Consider the following 19,815-nt stretch of genomic DNA (forward strand, 5'->3'; position numbering starts at 1 on the left):
GGGTCACCACGTGCTCAATGATGGATATCACACCGGAGGACGTGTCGAGCCCAGAGACTGTGCCGCAGCGTCTATCAGATTATCCAAAGGAGACACATCATGGCTTCTCAACGAGGAGAGTCGCTTGACACCGTGAAGACGCGGCGCAAGGGCATCGACAAATCGCATTACCTCTACATCGCCGTTATCGCTGCTGTTATCCTCGGCGCGGTGATTGGCCTGATGTTCCCCGAGGTGGGTAAATCCCTCAAGCCGCTTGGCGACGGGTTCATCAAGCTCATCAAGATGATGATCGCTCCGGTGATCTTCTGCACCATCGTCCTGGGCATCGGCTCCATCGCCAAAGCCGCTACGGTGGGCAAGGTGGGCGGCCTGGCGCTGGGCTACTTCGTGGTGATGTCCACGTTCGCGCTCGCGATCGGCCTCGTGGTGGGCAACCTGATCCACCCGGGTGAAGGCCTGAAGCTGACGCCGTACGATCCCACCAAGAAGGCTGCCACGGACAGCACCGTGGACTTCCTGCTGGGCATCATCCCCGGTGACATCCCGGTCCTGCCGACGCTGTTTGCCGCTATCCTCGTTGGCTTCGCGCTGCAGAAGATGGGCCCGCAGGGCACTCCGATCCTCAAGGCCATCGGCCACGGCCAGGTCCTGGTGTTCCGCATCCTCATCATGATCATGTGGCTTGCCCCCGTGGGAGCCTTCGGTGCCATCGCCGCCGTCGTGGGAGCCACCGGCTTCCAGGCCATCGTCAGCATGTTCACCCTGATGGCGGCCTTCTACATCACGTGTGCCCTGTTCATTGTGATCATCCTGGGCGGCCTGCTTAAGGTGGTCACCGGGGTCAACATCTTCAAGCTGATGAAGTACCTGGGCCGCGAATACCTGCTCATCTTCTCGACCTCCTCCTCCGAGGCGGCCCTGCCCCGCCTGATCGCCAAGATGGAACACCTCGGCGTCTCCAAGCCCGTAGTAGGCGTCACGGTACCCACCGGCTACTCCTTCAACCTCGACGGCACCGCCATCTACCTGACCATGGCTTCCCTGTTCGTCGCCAACGCCATGGGGACCCCGCTGGACCTCGGCGCCCAGGTCTCCCTGCTGGTCTTCATGATCATTGCCTCCAAGGGCGCTGCCGGCGTTACCGGCGCCGGCCTGGCCACCCTTGCTGCCGGCCTGCAGGCCCACAAGCCCGAACTGCTGGGCGGCGTGGGGATGATCGTCGGCATCGACCGGTTCATGTCCGAGGCCCGCGCACTGACCAACTTCACCGGCAACGCCGTAGCCACCATCCTGATCGGCACCTGGGTCAAAGAAATCGACGGCGGCCAGGTGGACCAGGTCCTCTCCGGCGAACTGCCCTTCGATGAGCAGACAATGATTGCCGGCCATGCAGGGCCTGCCGTCACCGAAGCCGAGGCACGTCCGGTTCCGGTGAACGCTTAAACCCCAGCGCCTCCGGACATACAAAATGCCCCCGCAGCCTTCGCTGCGGGGGCATTTTGCCTGCCGGGAAAAGGCAACCTTCGACCTCAGCTAGAGGGTCAAGGCTCAACATTCGCGGAAAGTCAAGTTGCCTCCAATACCGTGTCGGGCGCTGTAGCCTTGGGGAGAAGAAGGAGCGTTGCTGGCCAGCCAGCGGCAGGAAATCAACGTCATCGAAAGTGTGGATAGATACGTGAGCAGCGAACAGGGTTCAGCAACTCTGGAGGGCACGGAATTCGACCTGGAAGACGCGGTGATGGGACCCACGGGGCGCCCCTACCGCGAGTTCCCGGAACCCGCGCCCCTGGCCTCCCACGGTCCGGCCCGCGTCATCGCCATGGTCAACCAAAAGGGCGGCGTCGGCAAGACCACCTCCACCATCAACCTGGCAGCAGCGCTGGCCGAGTATGGCCGCCGGGTGCTCCTGGTCGACTTCGACCCCCAGGGTGCCCTTTCCGCCGGCCTGGGCGTGAATCCGCACGAACTCGACCTCACGGTCTATAACGTGCTGATGGACCGCAAGGTGGACATCCGGGACGCCATCCACCAGACCGGCGTCGAAAACGTGGACCTCCTGCCCGCGAATATCGACCTCTCCGCCGCGGAGGTCCAGCTGGTCAACGAGGTTGCCCGCGAGCAGGTCCTTGACCGCGCCCTCAAGAAGGTGGAAGACGATTACGACGTCGTCCTCATCGACTGCCAGCCGTCTCTGGGGCTCCTGACCGTCAACGCCCTCACTGCTGCGCACGGTGTCATCATCCCGCTCATCTGCGAGTTCTTCGCCCTCCGCGCAGTGGCGCTGCTGGTGGAGACCATCGACAAAGTCCAGGACAGGCTCAACCCGCGACTGCAGGTGGACGGTGTGCTGGCCACGATGTACGACGCCCGGACGCTGCACAGCCGCGAAGTCATAACCCGCCTGGTGGAGGCCTTCGGCGACAAGGTCTTCGAAACCGTCATCAAGCGCTCCATCAAGTTTGCCGACGCCACCGTTGCCGCTGAGCCAATCACCAGTTACGCCGGCAACCACGTGGGTGCCGACGCCTACCGCCGGCTGGCCAAGGAACTGATTTCGCGCGGCGGCGCACCCTAGCTACGCCGTGGCCGAATCCAGGCCCGGCTTCGAGGTGCGGCTGGCCAATTTCACAGGTCCCTTCGACCTCCTGCTCGGACTGATTGCAAAGCACCAGCTGGACATTACCGAGGTCGCCATCGCCACGGTGACCGATGAATTCATCAAGTACATCCGGAACCTGCAGAAGCTGGGCGAGGAGTGGGCCCTGGATGAAGCCAGCGAGTTCCTGGTCATAGCGGCAACGCTGCTGGACCTCAAGGCTGCCCGGCTCCTTCCTGCCGGGGAAGTCGAGAACGATGAAGACATCGCCCTGCTGGAAGCCAGGGACCTGCTTTTCGCAAGGCTGCTCCAGTACAAGGCCTTCAAGCACGTGGCGGGCCTCCTGGGGGAGACCCTGCACGAAGAGGCCATGCGCTTTCCCCGCCAGGTGGCGCTGGAGGAACACTTCGCCGCCATGCTTCCGGAGCTCGTTTGGAAGCACACCCCGCAACAGTTTGCCCGGCTGGCCGAAGCCGCCCTGCAGCCCAAGGCCCCCAAGCCAACAGAGGTTGGCTTGACGCATCTGCATGGCGGCACTGTCAGTGTGAAGGAGCAGGCAGAAGCGATGGGCCTGCGGCTCCAGCGTGAATCACCACTGACCTTCCGGGCCCTGATCGCCGACGCCGAGTCCACCCTGGTAGTGGTCGCCAGGTTCCTTGCCCTCCTCGAGTTGTTCCGCGACAGGGCCGTTTCCTTCGACCAGCTGTCGCCGCTGGGGGTCCTGGCCGTCCATTGGACTGCCGGGAACGGGGACTGGTCGGCGGAAAACCTGAGCGAAGAATTTGAGGAGCAGCTGTGACTGAACGGGCAACGGAAAGTACCGCCGGGGCGGAGCCGGGCGTGGAAAGCCTTCCCGGCGGGGCCAAAGCCGCCCTGGAGGCAGTACTGATGGTCATAGACCAGCCCGCCTCGGAGGAAGAGCTGGCGGCCGGACTCGAACTTCCGGTTGCGGCCGTCGGTGCCCTGCTCGCAGAACTTCAGCGGGAGTATAGCGGCTATACTGTTAAAGCCCCGGATATGGATCAAGCCAGTGGAACTGGTTTTGGCTCCAGCCCCCGGGGTTTTGAATTGCGGAAGATCGCCGGAGGCTGGCGGATCTACTCCCGTACCGAGTTTGCCCACATCGTGGGCAAATATGTGCTGGAGGGCCAAACGGCCAGGCTTACCCAGGCCGCTTTGGAAACCCTCGCGGTCATCGCGTACCGCCAGCCGGTCTCCAGGGCCAGGGTGTCCGCAATCAGGGGAGTCAACGTTGACTCCGTCGTACGGACGCTCGCCCAGCGCGGACTGATCGAGGACTCGGGAACGGATCCCGAGTCCGGAGCCATCCTCTACCGGACCACGTCATATTTTCTGGAGCGGATGGGAATCAGCTCGGTGGCTGAGCTGCCGCAGCTGTCCCCGCACCTCCCGGGGCTGGATGGCATCGCAGAGTTCTACGACGCCGAAGGAATGTAGCCAGGGCACCACCCCGGCTGCACGCACGAGTACTTATAAGGGCAGATTATTTCTGCACGGCTGGCTAGGGTTGTCTTTGGACACCTAGCGGTCGATATATCGAAGGACGGGTCATGACACAGGCGGGACGCCAGGGTTCACCACGTAAAGGTTCGGGACGTAGCGGTACGGAACGTAACACATCACAACGCAACACCTCCGAGGGTGGCAATTCCGGCGGCGGGTTCCGCGGGGGAGCCGCCAAACGCGGCGGCGGGTTCGGCAGCGAACGTTCGCACCGCGCACCCAAGCCGCGCGAGGAGCGCTTCGTCGATCCGGACGAGGCCGCAGGTGCCCCGCCAGGCCGGGGTGCAACAGATCCCAAGGCGGCCAAGCCGTCTTCGCGGAAGCCTGCCGCCCGCAAGCCCGGCGCCAAGAAAGCTCCCGGAACGCCGGGGGCCCTCAAGCCAAAACCACGGACCGGCCGCCCCGGAGCCGCAGCTTCCAAGGCTTTCGGCAGCGAACGCTTCGGCCAGAACCTGGGTCCGGTCCGCAGGCCTTCACGCAAGAGGGGCCCGCGCGGCGAGGTTCCCCAGTCCGAACTGCATGATGCAGACGGCGTCCGCCTGCAGAAGGTCATGGCCTCTGCCGGTGTAGCGTCACGCCGTGTCTGTGAGGAGATGATTGCCGAGGGCCGCGTGGAAGTGGACGGCCAGGTAGTCACCGAGCTCGGCGTCCGCATCGACCCGAAGACCGCCGTTGTCCACGTTGACGGTCTCCGGATCCAGTTGGACGAGAACCTGGTGTACATGGTGTTCAACAAGCCCAAGGGTGTTGTTTCCACCATGGAGGATCCCGAGGGCCGCCCCTGCATCAGCGACTTCCTTCGCCACCAGCAGGGCGAACGGCTGTTCCATGTGGGACGGCTCGACGTCGCCACCGAGGGCCTGCTGCTGCTGACCAATGACGGCGAACTTGCCAACCGCCTGACGCACCCCTCCTACGAGGTGCCCAAGACGTACCTGGTACAGGTCCGTGGCCCCTTCCCGCAGGGAATTGGTGCCCAGCTCAAGGAGGGCGTGGAACTGGAGGACGGCTTTGCGTCCGTGGATTCGTTCCGGCTGGTGGACTCCACTCCGGGCCACGTCCTGATCGAGGTTGTGCTGCACTCCGGCAAGAATCGGATCGTCCGCCGCCTGTTCGACGCCGTCGGATTCCCGGTCCTGCGGCTGGTCCGCGTCAAGGTGGGTCCCATCGGGCTGGGTGACCAGCGCCAGGGGAGCATCCGCAACCTCGGCAAGCAGGAAGTCGGCCACCTGCTGGCATCCGTAGGGCTCTGAGGCATGGCCGCTTTCCACAGCCAGGGCCGCGGGCACCTGGACGGGCCGGTGGTGGTTATCGGCACGGGGCTGCTGGGCGCCAGCATCGGGCTGGGCCTGCGTGGCCGCGGAGTGCCGGTTTTCCTCTCTGACCCTTCGCCCACCAACCAGGCCGTTGCGGTGGACATCGGCGCAGGCCAGCCCCTGGCAGGGCTTGCCGGCGCCGCACCGCAGCTGGTGGTGGTGGCTGCCCCGCCGGATGTCACGGCAGATGTGGTGGCAAAGGCGCTGGCCGACTACCCGCACTCTGTGGTGGTGGACATCGCCAGTGTCAAGGCAGAAATCCTTTCGGAGCTTCGCAGCCGCGGCGTGGACCTCTCCCGCTACGTGGGCACACACCCCATGGCCGGGCGGGAAAAGTCCGGGCCGGTCGCAGCGCGCGGGGAGCTTTTCACTTCCATGCCCTGGGTGGTGTGCCCGGCGGAGGAAACCTCCGGCGCAGCCCTCCAGACGGCGCGGTCGCTGGCCACGGATTTGGGAGCGGTGGTTTCCCAGTTCACCGCCGACGAGCACGACGAAGCGGTGGCCCTGGTATCGCACCTGCCCCAGGTCATGTCCTCGCTTTTGGCCAGCCGGCTGCAGGGGACACCGCTGCACGCGTTGTCCCTCGCGGGCAACGGACTGCGGGACGTCACCCGGATCGCTGCCAGTGATCCGTCACTCTGGGTCCAGATCCTGGGCGGGAACGCTGCGAAGGTGGTGGAGATCCTTTACGGTGTGCGGGAGGACCTCAACCGCCTGATCGGCACGCTGGAAGAGCCGACAGCCCCGGGCGCCAGGCTTGACCTCGCACAGCTGATGAGCGAAGGCAACGCCGGGCAGGCCCGGATTCCGGGCAAGCACGGCGGGCCTCCCCAAGCCTATTCGTGGCTTACCGTCCTGGTGGACGACAAGCCAGGCCAGATCGCCCGGCTCCTGACGGAGATCGGCGAGATCGGCGTGAACCTGGAGGACCTGCGCCTGGACCACTCGTCGGGCCAAAACGTGGGTATGGTGGAAATCTCCGTGTTGCCGAACAAGCATGACCACCTGATCGAAGCACTCAACGACCGCGGATGGCGGGTACTCCAGTAATGACACAAGAACTTCTTGACACCCTGCCCGCGCTCCGCGTCGGCAGGCCGTTGGTGGTCGCCATCGACGGACCGTCAGGGTCCGGCAAGTCCAGCGTCAGCAAGGAAGTAGCCCGCAGGCTTCGCCTTGCCTACCTGGACACCGGCGCGATGTACCGTGCACTTACCTGGTTCTGCGTCACCAAGGGCATTGACCTGGAGGACGGTGCGGCGGTGGAGCAGGCGTCCCGGGACCTGGTTCTGGACCTCAGTACCAGCCCACAGGAGGAATACGTCCGCGTGGACGGGGCCGACGTCACGGACGCCATCCGTGAACCTGCCATCTCCTCAGCAGTCAGTGCCGTGGCCACCACCCTTGGAGCGCGGACTGAGCTCATCCGCCGCCAGCGCGAATTAATCGACAAGCACCACCGCCGGATGGTGGTGGAAGGCAGGGACATCACCACCGTCGTCGCGCCCGGGGCTGAAGTGCGGATGCTGCTTACCGCCAGCGAGGAAGCACGGCTGCGCCGGCGCGGAATCCAGCTCGGCGGCACCCAGAACGCCGAGCAACTGGCCGCACAGGTGACCCACCGCGACGCCAAAGACTCCACGGTAGTCAACTTCACCCAGGCCGCTTCCGGCGTGGTCACCCTCGATTCTTCTGACCTGGACTTCGGCCAGACCGTTGCCGCAGCACTCGTGATTGTGACCAAGGTCCTCAACCGTGACTGAGCCAACCGCGGGCACGTTCCGGCCGGACATCCCGTCCGGCTGGACCATGGCCTGGAGCAGGCCCGTTGGCTGGATCCTGGACCACCTGGTCTACCGGACCTCCGTCTCCGGCCGCGACAATGTTCCCACCGGCGGTCCGGTGATCTTTGCCGGCAACCACATCAGCTTCCTGGACGGGCCGGTGATGTTTGGTGCGTCACCGCGGCCAATGCACATCCTGGTGAAACAGGAGATGTTCAAGGGTTTCCTGGGCAGGGTGCTTACCGCATCCGGGCAGCTGCCCGTTGACCGTTCGGGCGACCGCGCGGCGCTTCAGCGCTGCAAGGATGTGCTCGACGCCGGCCGTTGCGTCGGGATTCTTCCCGAAGGCACGAGGGGGAGCGGGGCCGCCGCGGATATCAACGGCGGCGTGGCGTGGCTGGCGCTGAATTCCGGAGCGCCGGTAGTGCCGGTAGCCATCCTGGGCACCCGGAAGGGGGACGAGCACCTGGATTCAGTGCCGCGGCCGGGCAGGCGGTTCCACGTCCGCTTCGGCAATGCGCTGACCCTGACCCGCAGGGCAGGCGAAAGCGGCCGTGCTTCAATGGACAGGGCGGCGCTGGAGATCCGTGCCGCATTGTCAGGGCACGTGCAGGATTCCATTCAGCTCACGGGGCAGCCCTTGCCGGATGCAGATTTTTCCAAAGACTTCACAGCAGTAGCCGGGACGCCGGCAGATGACCACTAAGGACAATGCAATGAGCGACACAACCCAAACTTCCGGCCACTCCGGCGCCGGCGACGACGAATACATCCCCTCGGGCACCGACCAGGTGGCGGAGCGGCTGGCAGCAATTGACGACGACGAGGCCGAGCTCCGTGCCGCGTCACTCCGGGCGGGCCTGGAGGACTACGAACTTGACGAGGACGACGCCGCGCTGCTCAGCGGCGGGTACGACGACGAGGACTATGACGGCCCGGTCAAGCTCGATCCCGTCCTGGCGATTATCGGACGCCCCAACGTGGGCAAGTCCACCCTGGTCAACCGAATCCTCGGCCGCCGTGAAGCAGTGGTGGAAGACACCCCGGGTGTAACCCGTGACCGCGTGATGTACTCGGCCAACTGGAACGGCCGGAACTTCACCCTGGTGGACACCGGGGGCTGGGAACACGACGCCCGCGGCATCCACGCCCGCGTGGCCGAGCAGGCAGAAATGGCCGTTGAGCTCGCGGACGCAGTCCTCTTCGTCGTTGATTCGGCGGTTGGCGCCACCGCCACTGACGAAGGCGTGATGAAAATGCTGCGCCGCAGCAAGAAGCCCGTCATCATGGTGGCCAACAAGGTGGATGACTTCGCCCAGGAGGCAGACTCCGCCGCGCTTTGGGGGCTCGGCTTCGGCGAGCCCTACCCCGTCTCGGCACTGCACGGCCGCGGCGTGGCCGATCTTCTTGACCATGTCATGGATACCCTTCCCGAGTTCTCCACCATTGAAGGGCTGGAACGCTCCGGCGGACCCCGCCGCATCGCGCTGATCGGCCGGCCCAACGTGGGCAAGTCGTCACTGCTGAACAAGCTCGCAGGTACCGAGCGCGTGGTGGTGGACAACACCGCCGGCACCACCCGTGACCCCGTCGACGAGTTCATCGAACTCGGCGGCCGCACCTGGCGGTTTGTGGACACGGCAGGAATCCGTCGCCGCCAGCACATGGCGCAGGGCGCGGACTACTATGCCTCCCTGCGTACGCAGGCCGCGCTCGAGAAGGCGGAGGTCGCCGTCGTGCTTCTCGCCGTGGACGAGGTCCTCAGCGAGCAGGACGTCAGGATCCTGCAGCTCGCCATTGAATCGGGCCGCGCAATGGTGCTCGCCTTCAACAAGTGGGACCTGCTCGACGACGAACGCCGGCGCTACCTCGAACGTGAAATTGAGCAGGACCTCGCCCATGTGGAGTGGGCGCCCCGCGTGAACATCTCGGCCAAGACCGGGTGGCACAAAGACCGCCTGGTCCCTGCCCTGGACCTGGCATTGGAAAACTGGGACAAGCGCATTGCCACCGGCCGCCTGAACGCCTTCCTCGGCGAGCTCGTCGCCGCACACCCGCACCCCGTCCGTGGCGGCAAGCAGCCGCGCATCCTCTTCGGGACCCAGGCCTCCAGCAGGCCGCCGAAGTTTGTGCTGTTCACCACCGGTTTCCTGGACCCCGGTTACCGGCGCTTCATCACCCGACGGCTGCGGGAAACCTTCGGCTTCGAGGGCACCCCCATCGAGGTCAACATGCGGGTGCGGGAAAAGCGCGGCAAGAAGCGCTAAGCGCCGTGATCTCGGCGACACGCGGAGCACCGAAAGCCGGAAAGTGTCACTTGCACCCTCCGGAATCGTGTAAGCTCTTCTAGGTGGTTCGGCCGGACTGCTGGTGGAAATCCCCGGGTTAGCCCGAGGATAAAGCACAGCGGAGAACGGCGGAACTAACGGGCTGTAGCGCAGCTTGGTAGCGCACTTGACTGGGGGTCAAGGGGTCGCAGGTTCAAATCCTGTCAGCCCGACCATAGAAGTGGAAGCACTGGAGAAATCCGGTGCTTCCACTTTTTTGTTGCCCTTTTCCGGTTCAGGGGCGGAACGCTCCATCACTTGCTGCAAGGAATCGGGGAACGCTCCATCACTTGTTGCAAGGAATCGGGGAACGCTCCATCACTTGTTGCAAGGAATCGGGGAACGCTCCATCACTTGAGGAACTTTGACGTCCTGCGGTCGGCAAGGATCTTGCCCTTCGTCTGGCATGTCGGGCAGTACTGCAGTGCAGTATCGGCAAAGGAAACTTCCCGCACGGTGTCCCCGCACACCGGGCACGGCTCGCCGGTCCGGGCGTGGACGCGCATGTGGCTGCGCTTGACGTCCTTCAGGTCCTTGGGTGGTTTGCCGCGGGCCTCGGCCAGTGCCGTACCGAGCACGCTGTGGATGGAATCGTAGAGGACCTGCACCGATTCGCGGTCAAGGGACTTGGCGGTGGCGAACGGGGAAATCCTGGCGGCGTGCAGGATCTCGTCACTGTATGCATTGCCGATGCCGGCAATTACGCTCTGGCTCCTCAAGAGACCCTTGATCTGCTGGGAACTGCCGGCAAGGATCTCGGCCAGCATGTCGGCGTCGAACGCCTCGGTGAATGGATCCGGCCCGAGTGTGGCGATGCCCGCCACGTCCTGGGGGTCCCGCACCACGTAAACGGCGAGGCTCTTTTTGGTACCGGCCTCCGTGAGGTCGATGCCGCGCGGCCCGTCGGAACCGGTGAAGGCAAAGCGCGCCGCGATGTGGCCCTTGCCCATTCGCAGCTGGGCATCGGTGGGGGAGTCTGTGAAGCGTACCCAGCCCGCCCTGGCGAGGTGGAAGACCAGCGAGATTCCACCGGTGTCGATGCTGACGAACTTGCCGAAGCGCCGCACTCCCGTCACCGTCCTGCCTTCCAGCGCGTTGAAGGGCGGATCGGCGGTTTTGAGGACGGCGAAGGAGACAATCTGTATTTTGGTCAGCGAGGTTCCCCGCAGATGCTCGTCAAGGAATTCAGCCAGGCCTGCCACCTCGGGAAGTTCGGGCATGGCTTACCCCGCGGCTTCCCGGCGTTCCGGAAGGGTGCGTGCGCTCATGGGTCCCATCTTGTCAGAATCCCCGGCGAACGGTCCGGCAGTTGTGCCTATACTTTCAGCGGCGGCCCGTTTGGGCCCCTTGACCTTGGTGTTCGCCCCATGAAAGGCCCCTGATGAGCAACATTCCCGAAGACCTGTCCTACACCGCCGAACACGAGTGGGTTTCCGCTCCCAATGCCGACGGTGTGGTGCGGGTGGGCATCACCGACTTCGCCCAGGACGCGCTGGGCGATGTCGTTTACGCCCAGATGCCGGAAGTGGGCACCAAGATTACGGCGAACGAAGTTGTGGGCGAAGTTGAATCCACCAAGAGCGTCAGTGACATTTATGCGCCTGTCACCGGTGAGGTAGTGGCCCGCAACGAGTCCCTCGACACGGATTCGGCACTGATCAACACCGATCCCTACGGCGACGGCTGGCTCATTGAAGTCAAACTCGCCGAGGCGGACGCCGTTGAGTCGTTGCTCAGTGCATCCGAGTACGAACAACAGGTAGGCTAAAAGCTAACCGGTAGATCCGGTTCGGCCAGCTGCGCAGACAACACGTCTTCGCACGTCAGCGGCCGGATCGGAAGCCGGTGCCGGGCCTGCGAGGCAGGCCCGGACGGCAAATGTTGATTGCAGGCGTGAGAGCTGCAGCGAAAGAGGAGGAATCCATGGCTGGCCACACAAACAACCCTGCCGATGGGGAATACGGCAATGGTGCGGCCAAGGCGTCGGAGACCACCTCGATCCATCTCACCCCGGTCCGCGATGAGCCCACGATTACCCCCAAGCTCTCATCCGATGAGCGCAGCTCTGTAGAGGCACTGCCGGCCGGGTCCGCGCTGCTGGTTGCGCACAGTGGCCCCAACGCCGGGGCCCGCTTCCTGCTTGACTCGGACGTCACCACCGCCGGCCGCCATCCCGACGCTGACATCTTCCTGGACGACGTCACGGTTTCCCGCCGTCACGTCGAGTTCCGGCGCACAACGCGGAGCTTCGAGGTGGTGGACAAGAACAGCCTGAACGGCACCTACGTTAACCACGACCGCGTGGACAGCGTGGAGCTCAAGTCCGGCAGTGAAGTCCAGATCGGCAAGTTCCGCCTCACCTTCTACCTGAGCCCTGCCAGCGCTGCAGGCCGCGGCTGATCCGGGGACCGCTGCCTGTGGCAATGGCACAACCGGAACGCCGGGGACCGCAGGTCCTGAACATCGGCGAAGTCCTCGCTCAGCTCAGCGGCGACTTCCCTGGCATGACAGCGTCAAAAATCAGGTTCCTTGAGGAAAAGGGCCTGATCAACCCCCGCCGCACCCCGGCGGGCTACCGGCAGTATTCCGACGGCGATGTGGAGCGGCTGCGTTTTGTCCTGGCTTTGCAGCGGGACCAGTACCTTCCGCTGAAGGTCATCAAGGACTACCTTGACGCCATCGACAGGGGAGAGCGCCCCGAAAACCTGCCCCCCGGCGTCGTGGTGTCCCCGCGGATCGTTTCGGACGAACTGGCGGCCGAACTGCAGAACCGGGGGCGGAAGCTCACCGAGGAGCAGCTCCGAACGGAGTCGGGTGCCAGCGTTCCCCTGCTCCAGGCGCTCCTGAGCTTCGGCCTGATCAGCCACTCCAACGGCCAGTTTGACGAGCACGCCCTCCAGGTGGCCCGTGCGTGCGTGCAGTTGGAAAGCCACGGGCTCGAGCCCCGACACCTCCGGCCCTTCCAGGCAGCTGCCGAAAGGGAGTTTGGACTGGTGGAACGCGCCGTGGCGCCCCTTGCTTCCCGCAAGGACGCCGCATCCCAGGCGCGGGCGGCTGAGGCTGCCCGCGAAATCAGTGACCTCTGCCTCACCCTGCACCGCGCCCTGGTGCAGGATCACATCTCACGCATGGACATCTGATGATTGAAGTCGAGATCGTTGGCGTTCGGATCGAACTGCCTTCCAACCAGCCGCTGGTCCTCTTGCGCGAGATGCACGGGGAACGGCACGTGCCCATCTGGATCGGCACCCCTGAGGCCAGCGCCATCGCCCTTGCCCAGCAGGGCGTGGTTCCGCCCAGGCCCATGACGCACGACCTCCTGGTGGACGTGGTGGAGTCGCTCGGCCATTCTGTGGTCAGCGTGAACATCGTGGCGGTGGAGGACAACATCTTCTACGGCCAGCTCCAGTTCGAAAACGGCACCACCGTCAGTTCGCGCGCCTCCGACGCCCTCGCCGTCGCCCTTCGTGCCAAGTGCCGGATCTGGTGCGCGGATTCGGTGATGGATGAAGCCGGAGTGCGGATCACCGAACACGACGAGGGTGAGGACGCGGAGCCCGGTCCCACCGTCGATGAAGAACGTGAGTTGCGCCGCTTCCGGGAGTTCCTGGACGACGTGGAACCCGAAGATTTCGACGGCTAAGGTCACGTTAAGGTTAAAGCCGAGGTCGAAAGTTTCGACACGCCTCTTCCAAGGGCCCAACGTCTTTGACCTTGGGTCTCCGCGGGCCTAACGTCTAAGTATCGAGTTCCCATTGCTTACGGCAGCCGCGCAAGTCACACTGGAAGGTGCGCCCCGCGGAAATTACAGGCATGATCTTCATTCCTGTTGAGGCTGCTGCAGTTATTCCCGCGGAGCTTATGACAAGGAGGATCCAGGTGAGTCCCAAAGGCGAAGCAGGCGGGCTGAAACAGCCCACGGCCAATGTTGCTGTGCCCGCAAGCGGTGCCCAGGGCCTCCTGTTCACCGAAGACCTCCCGGTCCTGGACGAAGATGCCGGATATCGGGGCCCCACTGCCTGCAAGGCAGCCGGCATCACGTACCGCCAACTGGATTACTGGGCACGCACCGGACTTGTGGAACCTGCCGTCCGCGGCGCCGCCGGTTCGGGATCGCAGCGCCTCTACGGCTTCCGCGACATCCTTGTCCTCAAAGTCGTCAAGCGCCTGCTGGACACCGGCGTATCCCTGCAGCAGATCCGCAGCGCCGTGGAACACCTGCGCGAACGTGGGGTGGAGGACCTGGCCCAGATCACGCTGATGAGCGACGGCGCCAGCGTCTACGAGTGCACGTCGGCGGACGAAGTCATTGACCTGGTTCAGGGCGGCCAGGGTGTGTTCGGCATCGCCGTCGGCCGCGTCTGGCGTGAGGTGGAAGGCAGCCTGGCGTCGCTTCCCAGCGAGCATGCAGCCGAACAGTCCTTTCCGGACGACGAACTAAGCAAGCGGCGGGCAGCGCGCAAAATCAGCTGACCCTCCAACACAGAATTCCATATCAACACCAGAGGCCGCTCTCCCCAAGGAGGGCGGCCTCTGCTGTTGACGAAGCTGTCCTTAGCGTGCCCGGCTGCGCAGGCCGCTTCCTGCCGCCATCAGGTTGGCCAGCAGGTCATCGAACAGGGCTGCTGCAGCCTTGGCTGAGTCGCCGGGCCAGTGGTGCACGGCGTGGGCGGCACCCTGGATTTGCTGCCAGTTTGCCTGCTCGGGAATTTTCGGGCTTAGGAGGAGCTCGCCGAACATCGACTCCATTTCCGCCAGCCGGTAGCTGTGCTCGGAGGAACCCGACCGCACCCGGTTGGCGACGATGCCTGCGGGGGACAGGTTGGGTGCGAACTCCTGCCGGAAGAGCTGGATGGCCCTCATGGTGCGCTCGGTCCCGGCCACGGAGAAGAGTCCCGGCTCGGCAACAAGGGCGACCTTGTCGCTGGCTGACCATGCCATCCGGGTGAGGCCATTGAGGGATGGAGGGCAGTCGATCAGGACAAGCTCGTAGTTGTCCGCGGTGGCCAGCACCGAGGACAACCGCCGCAGGTCGCGGCGGCTGAGGTCCGGACGGTCGTAGATGCCCGTGAAGGCAGAGCCGACGGCGACGTCGAGGACCGCCGGGCCGGAACCGTTGGAGTGGGCCTTGGCTGTCCAGCTGCTGCCCACAACGTTTTCCGCGAGCTTGGCGCGGCGGGGGCTCTTGAGCATCCTTCCGATGTCCAGTTGATCGCCGGGCTGGACGCCCAGGGCGGTGGTCGCGTCTGCGTGGGGATCAAGATCCACCACCAGCGTGCGGATGCCTGCGGCAAGGGCTGCAGACGCCAATCCTGTGGTGACTGAAGTCTTGCCGACTCCACCCTTGAGGCTGCTGATGCTGACTACTTGCACTTGAGAGACCAAAACCTAACGCCGGATGCCGTGTTGGGGGTAATGTTTGCTCCGGCAGTGCCGAAGCCGGACGGTCCTGCCGCCCTACTCATCATATGTGGATGCGTCGGCGATTCCTGCTTTAACGGGCGTCGGCATGGCACCGACTGTGTTGCGCGGGCGGTTTCCGCCCCGGCAGTCAGAAGGGCTCGGGACATGACGGGGAAATCTGTGATGGTCGACACAAAGATTTGTGTTTGTCCTTGTGGGTCTTAGACACTGTGACCACTCACCGATCCACCCGCAATGATGCAGGAGAAGTATGTTTTCCAAAGTTCTGGTGGCCAACCGCGGCGAAATCGCGATCAGGGCCTTCCGCGCCGGCTACGAGCTGGGCGCCAAGACCGTTGCCGTTTTCCCCCATGAGGACAGGAACTCGATCCACCGCCAGAAAGCGGACGAGGCCTACCTGATTGGCGAAGAGGGCCACCCAGTCCGGGCTTACCTGGACGTTGATGAAGTGGTGCGGGTAGCCAAGGAGTCCGGTGCGGACGCCATTTACCCCGGGTACGGCTTCCTCTCCGAAAATCCTGACCTGGCCCGCGCGGCCAAGGACGCCGGTATTACCTTCGTTGGTCCGCCGGCCGAGGTGCTGGAACTCGCGGGCAACAAAGTGGCTGCACTGAAGGCCGCCCGTGACGCCGGTGTTCCCGTCCTGAAGTCCAGCGAGCCCTCCAAGGACCTCGACGAGCTTATTGCGGCTGCCGATGAGATCGGCTTCCCCATCTTCGCCAAAGCCGTGGCCGGCGGCGGCGGGCGCGGAATGCGCCGTGTCGACACCCGTGAGGCTCTTCCGGAGGCCCTGCAGGCAGCCATGCGCGAAGCAGATGCGGCCTTCGGTGACCCCACCATGTTCCTGGAGCAGGCCGTACTGCGCCCGCGGCATATCGAAGTGCAGATCCTGGCAGATGCAGCGGGCAACGTGATGCACCTCTTCGAACGGGACTGCTCCATCCAGCGTCGCCACCAGAAGGTCATCGAGATCGCCCCGGCTCCCAACCTGGACGAGGGCATCCGGCAGGCGCTGTACCGGGATGCGGTCAAGTTCGCCAAGGCGCTTAACTATGTCAATGCCGGGACCGTGGAATTCCTGGTTGACACCGTTGGTGAGCGCGCCGGCCAGCACGTCTTTATCGAAATGAATCCGCGCATCCAGGTGGAGCACACGGTCACCGAGGAAGTTACCGACGTTGACCTGGTGCAGGCGCAGATGCGGATCGCCGCCGGCGAAACCCTCGCGGACCTCGGCCTCTCCCAGGACACCGTACGGCTGCGGGGCGCCGCGCTTCAGAGCCGTATCACCACGGAAGACCCGGCGAACGGCTTCCGCCCCGACGTTGGAAAGATCAGCGGCTACCGTTCCGCCGGCGGCGCCGGTGTCAGGCTCGACGGCGGCACTGTCTACTCGGGTGCCGAAATCAGTCCCCACTTCGACTCCATGCTGGTGAAGCTCACCTGCCGCGGCAGGGATTACCCGGCCGCTGTTGCGCGTGCCCGCCGTGCCCTGGCGGAATTCCGTATCCGTGGTGTCTCCACGAACATCTCCTTCCTCCAGGCGGTGCTTGACGACGCCGACTTTGTCGCCGGCGACGTCGCCACGAACTTCATCGACGAGCGCCCGCAACTGCTCAAGGCGCGGGTCTCAGCCGACCGCGGAACCAAGCTCCTCACGTGGCTGGCTGAAGTCACTGTCAACAAGCCGAACGGCGAGTTGACCGTGCACTCGAACCCTGCCAGCAAGCTGCCGTCCGTCAAGGACCAGCAGGCAGCACCCGGCTCACGTCAGAGGCTCCTCGAGCTGGGACCGGAAGGTTTTGCCAGGGCGCTTCGTGAACAGAACGCAGTGGCCGTCACGGACACCACTTTCCGGGACGCCCACCAGTCGCTCCTGGCCACCCGCGTCCGCACCCGCGACCTCGTGGCCGCCGGCCCCGCGGTCACGGCACTCATGCCGGAACTGCTTTCGGTCGAGGCCTGGGGCGGTGCCACGTATGACGTCGCGCTGCGGTTCCTGGGCGAGGACCCCTGGGACCGGCTCGCCGCCCTTCGCAAAGCGCTTCCTAACGTCTGTATCCAGATGCTCCTTCGCGGCCGTAACACCGTGGGGTACACGCCCTACCCCGAAGAGGTCACGGAGGCTTTCGTCAATGAGGCAGCTGCCACCGGCATCGACATCTTCCGCATCTTCGATGCCTTGAACGATGTCAGCCAGATGGCACCCGCCATCCGCGCTGTCCGGGCCACAGGCACCGCCGTCGCCGAAGTGGCGCTCTGCTACACGGGGGACATGCTGGACCCCGAAGAGACGCTCTACACGCTGGACTACTACCTGGAGCTGGCGCAGAAGATCGTGGACGCCGGAGCCCACATCCTGGCGATCAAGGACATGGCGGGCCTGCTCCGTCCCGCGGCCGCGGCGAAGCTCGTCTCCGCGCTGCGGGAACGCTTTGACCTGCCGGTGCACCTGCACACGCACGACACCGCAGGCGGCCAGCTGGCCACCCTGCTGGCTGCCGTGGACGCGGGTGTCGACGCCGTGGACGTCGCCTCTGCATCGCTGGCGGGTACCACCAGCCAGCCGTCGGCCTCCGCCCTGGTTGCAGCACTGGCACACACCCCCCGGGACACCGGCCTCAGCCTGGCCGCCGTCAGCTCGCTGGAGCCGTACTGGGAGGCGGTACGCCGCGTCTACGCGCCGTTCGAGTCCGGGCTTCCGGGCCCCACCGGTCGTGTGTACCAGCACGAGATCCCCGGCGGGCAGCTCTCGAACCTCCGCCAGCAGGCCATGGCCCTGGGACTGGGGGAGCGCTTTGAAGCGATCGAGGACATGTACACGGCCGCTGACCGCATCCTGGGCCATCTGGTCAAGGTCACCCCGTCTTCCAAGGTGGTGGGTGACCTCGCCCTGCACCTGGTGGGCCTGAACGCGGACCCTGCTGACTTCAACGAAAACCCGCAAAACTACGACATCCCCGATTCGGTCATCGGATTCCTGTCCGGTGAACTCGGTGACCCCCCGGGCGGTTGGCCCGAGCCCTTCCGCACCAAGGCCCTCCAGGGCCGGAGCGTGAAGGTCCGCGACGTGGAGCTCAGCCCCGAAGACAGCGCCGCCTTGAAGTCCGACTCGAAGACCCGCCAGCACACGCTGAACCGGCTGCTCTTCGACGGTCCCACCAAGGACTACCTGAAGAGCGTGGAGACCTACGGCAATATTTCGGTCCTGGACACCCGGGATTATCTCTACGGACTGCAGCGCGGCCAGGAGCACGAGATCCAGCTGGAGAAGGGCGTTCGGCTGATCGCGTCCCTCGAAGCGGTGTCCGAACCTGACGAAAAGGGCATGCGTACGGTGATGTGCACCCTCAACGGCCAGTCCCGGCCGGTGGTGGTCCGCGACCGCTCCGTGGTCAGCAACGTCAAGGCCGCGGAGAAGGCCGACCCCGCCCAGCCGGGCCACGTGGCTGCCCCGTTCGCCGGTGCCGTCACCGTGACGGTCAAGCCCGGCGACACCGTGAACGCAGGCGACACCGTTGCCACCATCGAGGCAATGAAGATGGAAGCGTCCATCACCACACCGGTGGCCGGCAAGGTTTCCCGCCTCGCCATTTCCTCGGTGGAACAGGTCCAGGGTGGAGACCTGCTGCTGGTGGTTGAACAGTAGGGCCTGACCCCCGGTTAAACGCGAAAGCGTCCTCCGAGTGAAGTCCCCGTCCCACATGGGACGGGGACTTTTTCGAAGGATCGAGGACTACAGTGGATGCATGGCTGCCAGCCGCAATCCGCTCGACGACCTGCGCGAAACCATCGGCCATTTGGCCGATCAACTCAAGCTGCCCGGCGGTTCGGAGCGCGTCGACGACCTGGTCGGCGATCTCATCGGTGCGAGGCCCGGGCCGGCACGGCGGCTGTCCGAGGTGCAGGCCGATCTCGACGCGCTGGTGGGACTGGAGACCGTGAAGGAACAGGTGCGGGCCCTCGTGGCACTGCTCCAGGTCCAGGCCCGCCGTAAGGCGCACGGCCTGCCGGAGGTGGCCACATCACAGCATCTGGTGTTCCTTGGAAACCCGGGCACGGGCAAGACCACCGTGGCGCGGCTCCTGGCCGAGATGTACCGAGCGGTCGGCCTGCTGCAGAAGGGCCACCTGGTCGAGGTGGACCGTTCGGGGCTGGTGGGGCAGTACGTCGGCGCGACCGCCATCAAGACGGACCGGGTGATCCGGCGCGCACTCGACGGTGTCCTGTTCATCGACGAGGCCTACGCGCTGGCCCCGGAGGACGGCCGGACGGACTTCGGCCCCGAGGCGATCGAGGTCCTGCTCAAGCGGATGGAGGACCACCGCCACCGCCTGGTGGTGATCGTGGCCGGGTACCCGCGGCTGATGGAGTCTTTCCTGCTCTCGAACCCCGGACTGCGCTCCCGGTTCGCCCGCGAGATCACGTTCCCCGACTACTCCGTCGACGCACTCCAGACGATCTTCCACCAGATGCTGGCCCAGCACGAGTACATGCTGGAGCCGGCTGCGGACCAGATGCTGCGCCGCATCTTCACCGGGCTCCACGCGGGCGAGGACTCAGGCAACGCCCGGTTCGCCCGCACGCTGTTCGAGCAGGCGCTCAACCGCCAGGCGCTGCGGCTGTCACTCGACACGGAACAAAGTCTCGACGCGCTCGATCGTGAGGCCGTCATGACGCTCACGGCGGACGACATCGCCGAGGCCGCGCTGGCCTTGGGCGAGGAACCGGAGCCGGAGCCGACGCCGGAACCGGAGCGGCCAAGCTGGTGGCGCTGGCTGGTCTGAGGCGGGACCCGGATCCTCTGCGTGCTATTCCGCGCCCCCGCTGAGGCCGCTTCG

Annotated in this window: 18 protein-coding genes and 1 tRNA gene; 17 read left to right on the plus strand and 2 right to left on the minus strand. The window is 65.0% G+C overall.

The genetic code is table 11. From position 1 onward, the window contains the following. The first annotated feature begins 99 nt into the window (after nt 1-99). The 10 genes from ACFVYC_RS18750 (at nt 100) to ACFVYC_RS18795 (ending at nt 9,726) form a co-directional block, all read left to right on the plus strand. The gene (locus ACFVYC_RS18750; protein WP_387553084.1) at nt 100-1,446 is read left to right on the plus strand and encodes a cation:dicarboxylate symporter family transporter; all 1,347 of its coding nucleotides are present in this window, start codon (nt 100-102) and stop codon (nt 1,444-1,446) included. Nucleotides 1,447-1,678: 232 nt separating this feature from the next. Then, nucleotides 1,679-2,578 (plus strand): ParA family protein, encoded by a 900-nt coding sequence (locus ACFVYC_RS18755; protein ID WP_387553086.1) that lies wholly within the window; start codon nt 1,679-1,681, stop codon nt 2,576-2,578. Between the two features lie 7 nt (nt 2,579-2,585). Continuing rightward, nucleotides 2,586-3,398, plus strand: coding sequence for a segregation and condensation protein A (locus tag ACFVYC_RS18760; RefSeq protein WP_387553088.1), 813 nt, complete (start codon nt 2,586-2,588; stop codon nt 3,396-3,398). Further along, a complete protein-coding gene (locus ACFVYC_RS18765; RefSeq protein WP_387553090.1) occupies nt 3,395-4,057 on the plus strand; it encodes an SMC-Scp complex subunit ScpB in 663 nt (220 codons plus the stop codon). The genes ACFVYC_RS18760 and ACFVYC_RS18765 overlap by 4 nt, the downstream gene beginning before the upstream one ends. 113 nt (nt 4,058-4,170) lie before the next feature. Continuing rightward, nucleotides 4,171-5,376 carry a pseudouridine synthase gene (locus ACFVYC_RS18770; RefSeq protein WP_387553092.1) on the plus strand — a complete coding sequence of 402 codons (1,206 nt, stop codon included), beginning with the start codon at nt 4,171-4,173 and terminating at the stop codon, nt 5,374-5,376. 3 nt (nt 5,377-5,379) lie between these two features. Next, on the plus strand, nt 5,380-6,489 hold the full coding sequence (locus ACFVYC_RS18775; RefSeq protein ID WP_387553094.1) for a prephenate dehydrogenase: 1,110 nt from the start codon (nt 5,380-5,382) through the stop codon (nt 6,487-6,489). Continuing rightward, nucleotides 6,489-7,202, plus strand: coding sequence for a (d)CMP kinase (gene cmk, locus ACFVYC_RS18780; protein ID WP_387553096.1), 714 nt, complete (start codon nt 6,489-6,491; stop codon nt 7,200-7,202). Before ACFVYC_RS18775 ends, cmk begins: the two co-directional genes overlap by 1 nt. A gap of 46 nt (nt 7,203-7,248) precedes the next feature. Beyond that, complete coding sequence (locus ACFVYC_RS18785; protein ID WP_387553206.1) at nt 7,249-7,929, plus strand: lysophospholipid acyltransferase family protein; 681 nt, start codon at nt 7,249-7,251, stop codon at nt 7,927-7,929. Between the two features lie 10 nt (nt 7,930-7,939). Beyond that, nucleotides 7,940-9,490 carry a ribosome biogenesis GTPase Der gene (gene der, locus ACFVYC_RS18790; protein WP_387553098.1) on the plus strand — a complete coding sequence of 517 codons (1,551 nt, stop codon included), beginning with the start codon at nt 7,940-7,942 and terminating at the stop codon, nt 9,488-9,490. 159 nt (nt 9,491-9,649) lie between these two features. After that, nucleotides 9,650-9,726 (plus strand) — tRNA-Pro (locus ACFVYC_RS18795). Nucleotides 9,727-9,900: 174 nt separating this feature from the next. On the opposite strand, the gene ACFVYC_RS18800 is transcribed toward ACFVYC_RS18795, so the two are convergent. Then, entirely contained in the window at nt 9,901-10,770 is an 870-nt protein-coding gene (locus ACFVYC_RS18800; protein WP_387553100.1) for an Fpg/Nei family DNA glycosylase, read from the minus strand. Between the two features lie 161 nt (nt 10,771-10,931). Here ACFVYC_RS18800 and gcvH point away from each other — a divergent pair, with 161 nt between their 5' ends. The 5 genes from gcvH (at nt 10,932) to ACFVYC_RS18825 (ending at nt 14,023) form a co-directional block, all read left to right on the plus strand. Further along, a complete protein-coding gene (gene gcvH, locus ACFVYC_RS18805; protein ID WP_387553102.1) occupies nt 10,932-11,318 on the plus strand; it encodes a glycine cleavage system protein GcvH in 387 nt (128 codons plus the stop codon). A gap of 155 nt (nt 11,319-11,473) precedes the next feature. Further along, on the plus strand, nt 11,474-11,950 hold the full coding sequence (locus ACFVYC_RS18810; RefSeq protein ID WP_387553104.1) for an FHA domain-containing protein: 477 nt from the start codon (nt 11,474-11,476) through the stop codon (nt 11,948-11,950). 23 nt (nt 11,951-11,973) lie between these two features. Then, nucleotides 11,974-12,690 (plus strand): MerR family transcriptional regulator, encoded by a 717-nt coding sequence (locus ACFVYC_RS18815; RefSeq protein WP_387553106.1) that lies wholly within the window; start codon nt 11,974-11,976, stop codon nt 12,688-12,690. Continuing rightward, nucleotides 12,690-13,193 carry a bifunctional nuclease family protein gene (locus ACFVYC_RS18820; protein WP_102977293.1) on the plus strand — a complete coding sequence of 168 codons (504 nt, stop codon included), beginning with the start codon at nt 12,690-12,692 and terminating at the stop codon, nt 13,191-13,193. Before ACFVYC_RS18815 ends, ACFVYC_RS18820 begins: the two co-directional genes overlap by 1 nt. 236 nt (nt 13,194-13,429) lie before the next feature. Further along, the gene (locus tag ACFVYC_RS18825) at nt 13,430-14,023 is read left to right on the plus strand and encodes a MerR family transcriptional regulator (RefSeq protein ID WP_387553208.1); all 594 of its coding nucleotides are present in this window, start codon (nt 13,430-13,432) and stop codon (nt 14,021-14,023) included. Nucleotides 14,024-14,104: 81 nt separating this feature from the next. On the opposite strand, the gene ACFVYC_RS18830 is transcribed toward ACFVYC_RS18825, so the two are convergent. After that, the gene (locus ACFVYC_RS18830) at nt 14,105-14,923 is read right to left on the minus strand and encodes a ParA family protein (RefSeq protein ID WP_387553108.1); all 819 of its coding nucleotides are present in this window, start codon (nt 14,921-14,923) and stop codon (nt 14,105-14,107) included. A gap of 301 nt (nt 14,924-15,224) precedes the next feature. Between ACFVYC_RS18830 and ACFVYC_RS18835 the strand changes: the two genes are divergently transcribed. Both ACFVYC_RS18835 and ACFVYC_RS18840 read left to right on the plus strand, forming a co-directional pair. Then, on the plus strand, nt 15,225-18,623 hold the full coding sequence (locus ACFVYC_RS18835) for a pyruvate carboxylase (RefSeq protein WP_387553110.1): 3,399 nt from the start codon (nt 15,225-15,227) through the stop codon (nt 18,621-18,623). A 100-nt stretch (nt 18,624-18,723) separates the two neighbouring features. Continuing rightward, nucleotides 18,724-19,761 carry an AAA family ATPase gene (locus tag ACFVYC_RS18840; protein ID WP_387553112.1) on the plus strand — a complete coding sequence of 346 codons (1,038 nt, stop codon included), beginning with the start codon at nt 18,724-18,726 and terminating at the stop codon, nt 19,759-19,761. Nucleotides 19,762-19,815: the final 54 nt, after the last annotated feature.

It is taken from the genome of Pseudarthrobacter sp. NPDC058329, from assembly GCF_042879835.1.
Classification (GTDB): Bacteria; Actinomycetota; Actinomycetes; order Actinomycetales; family Micrococcaceae; genus Arthrobacter.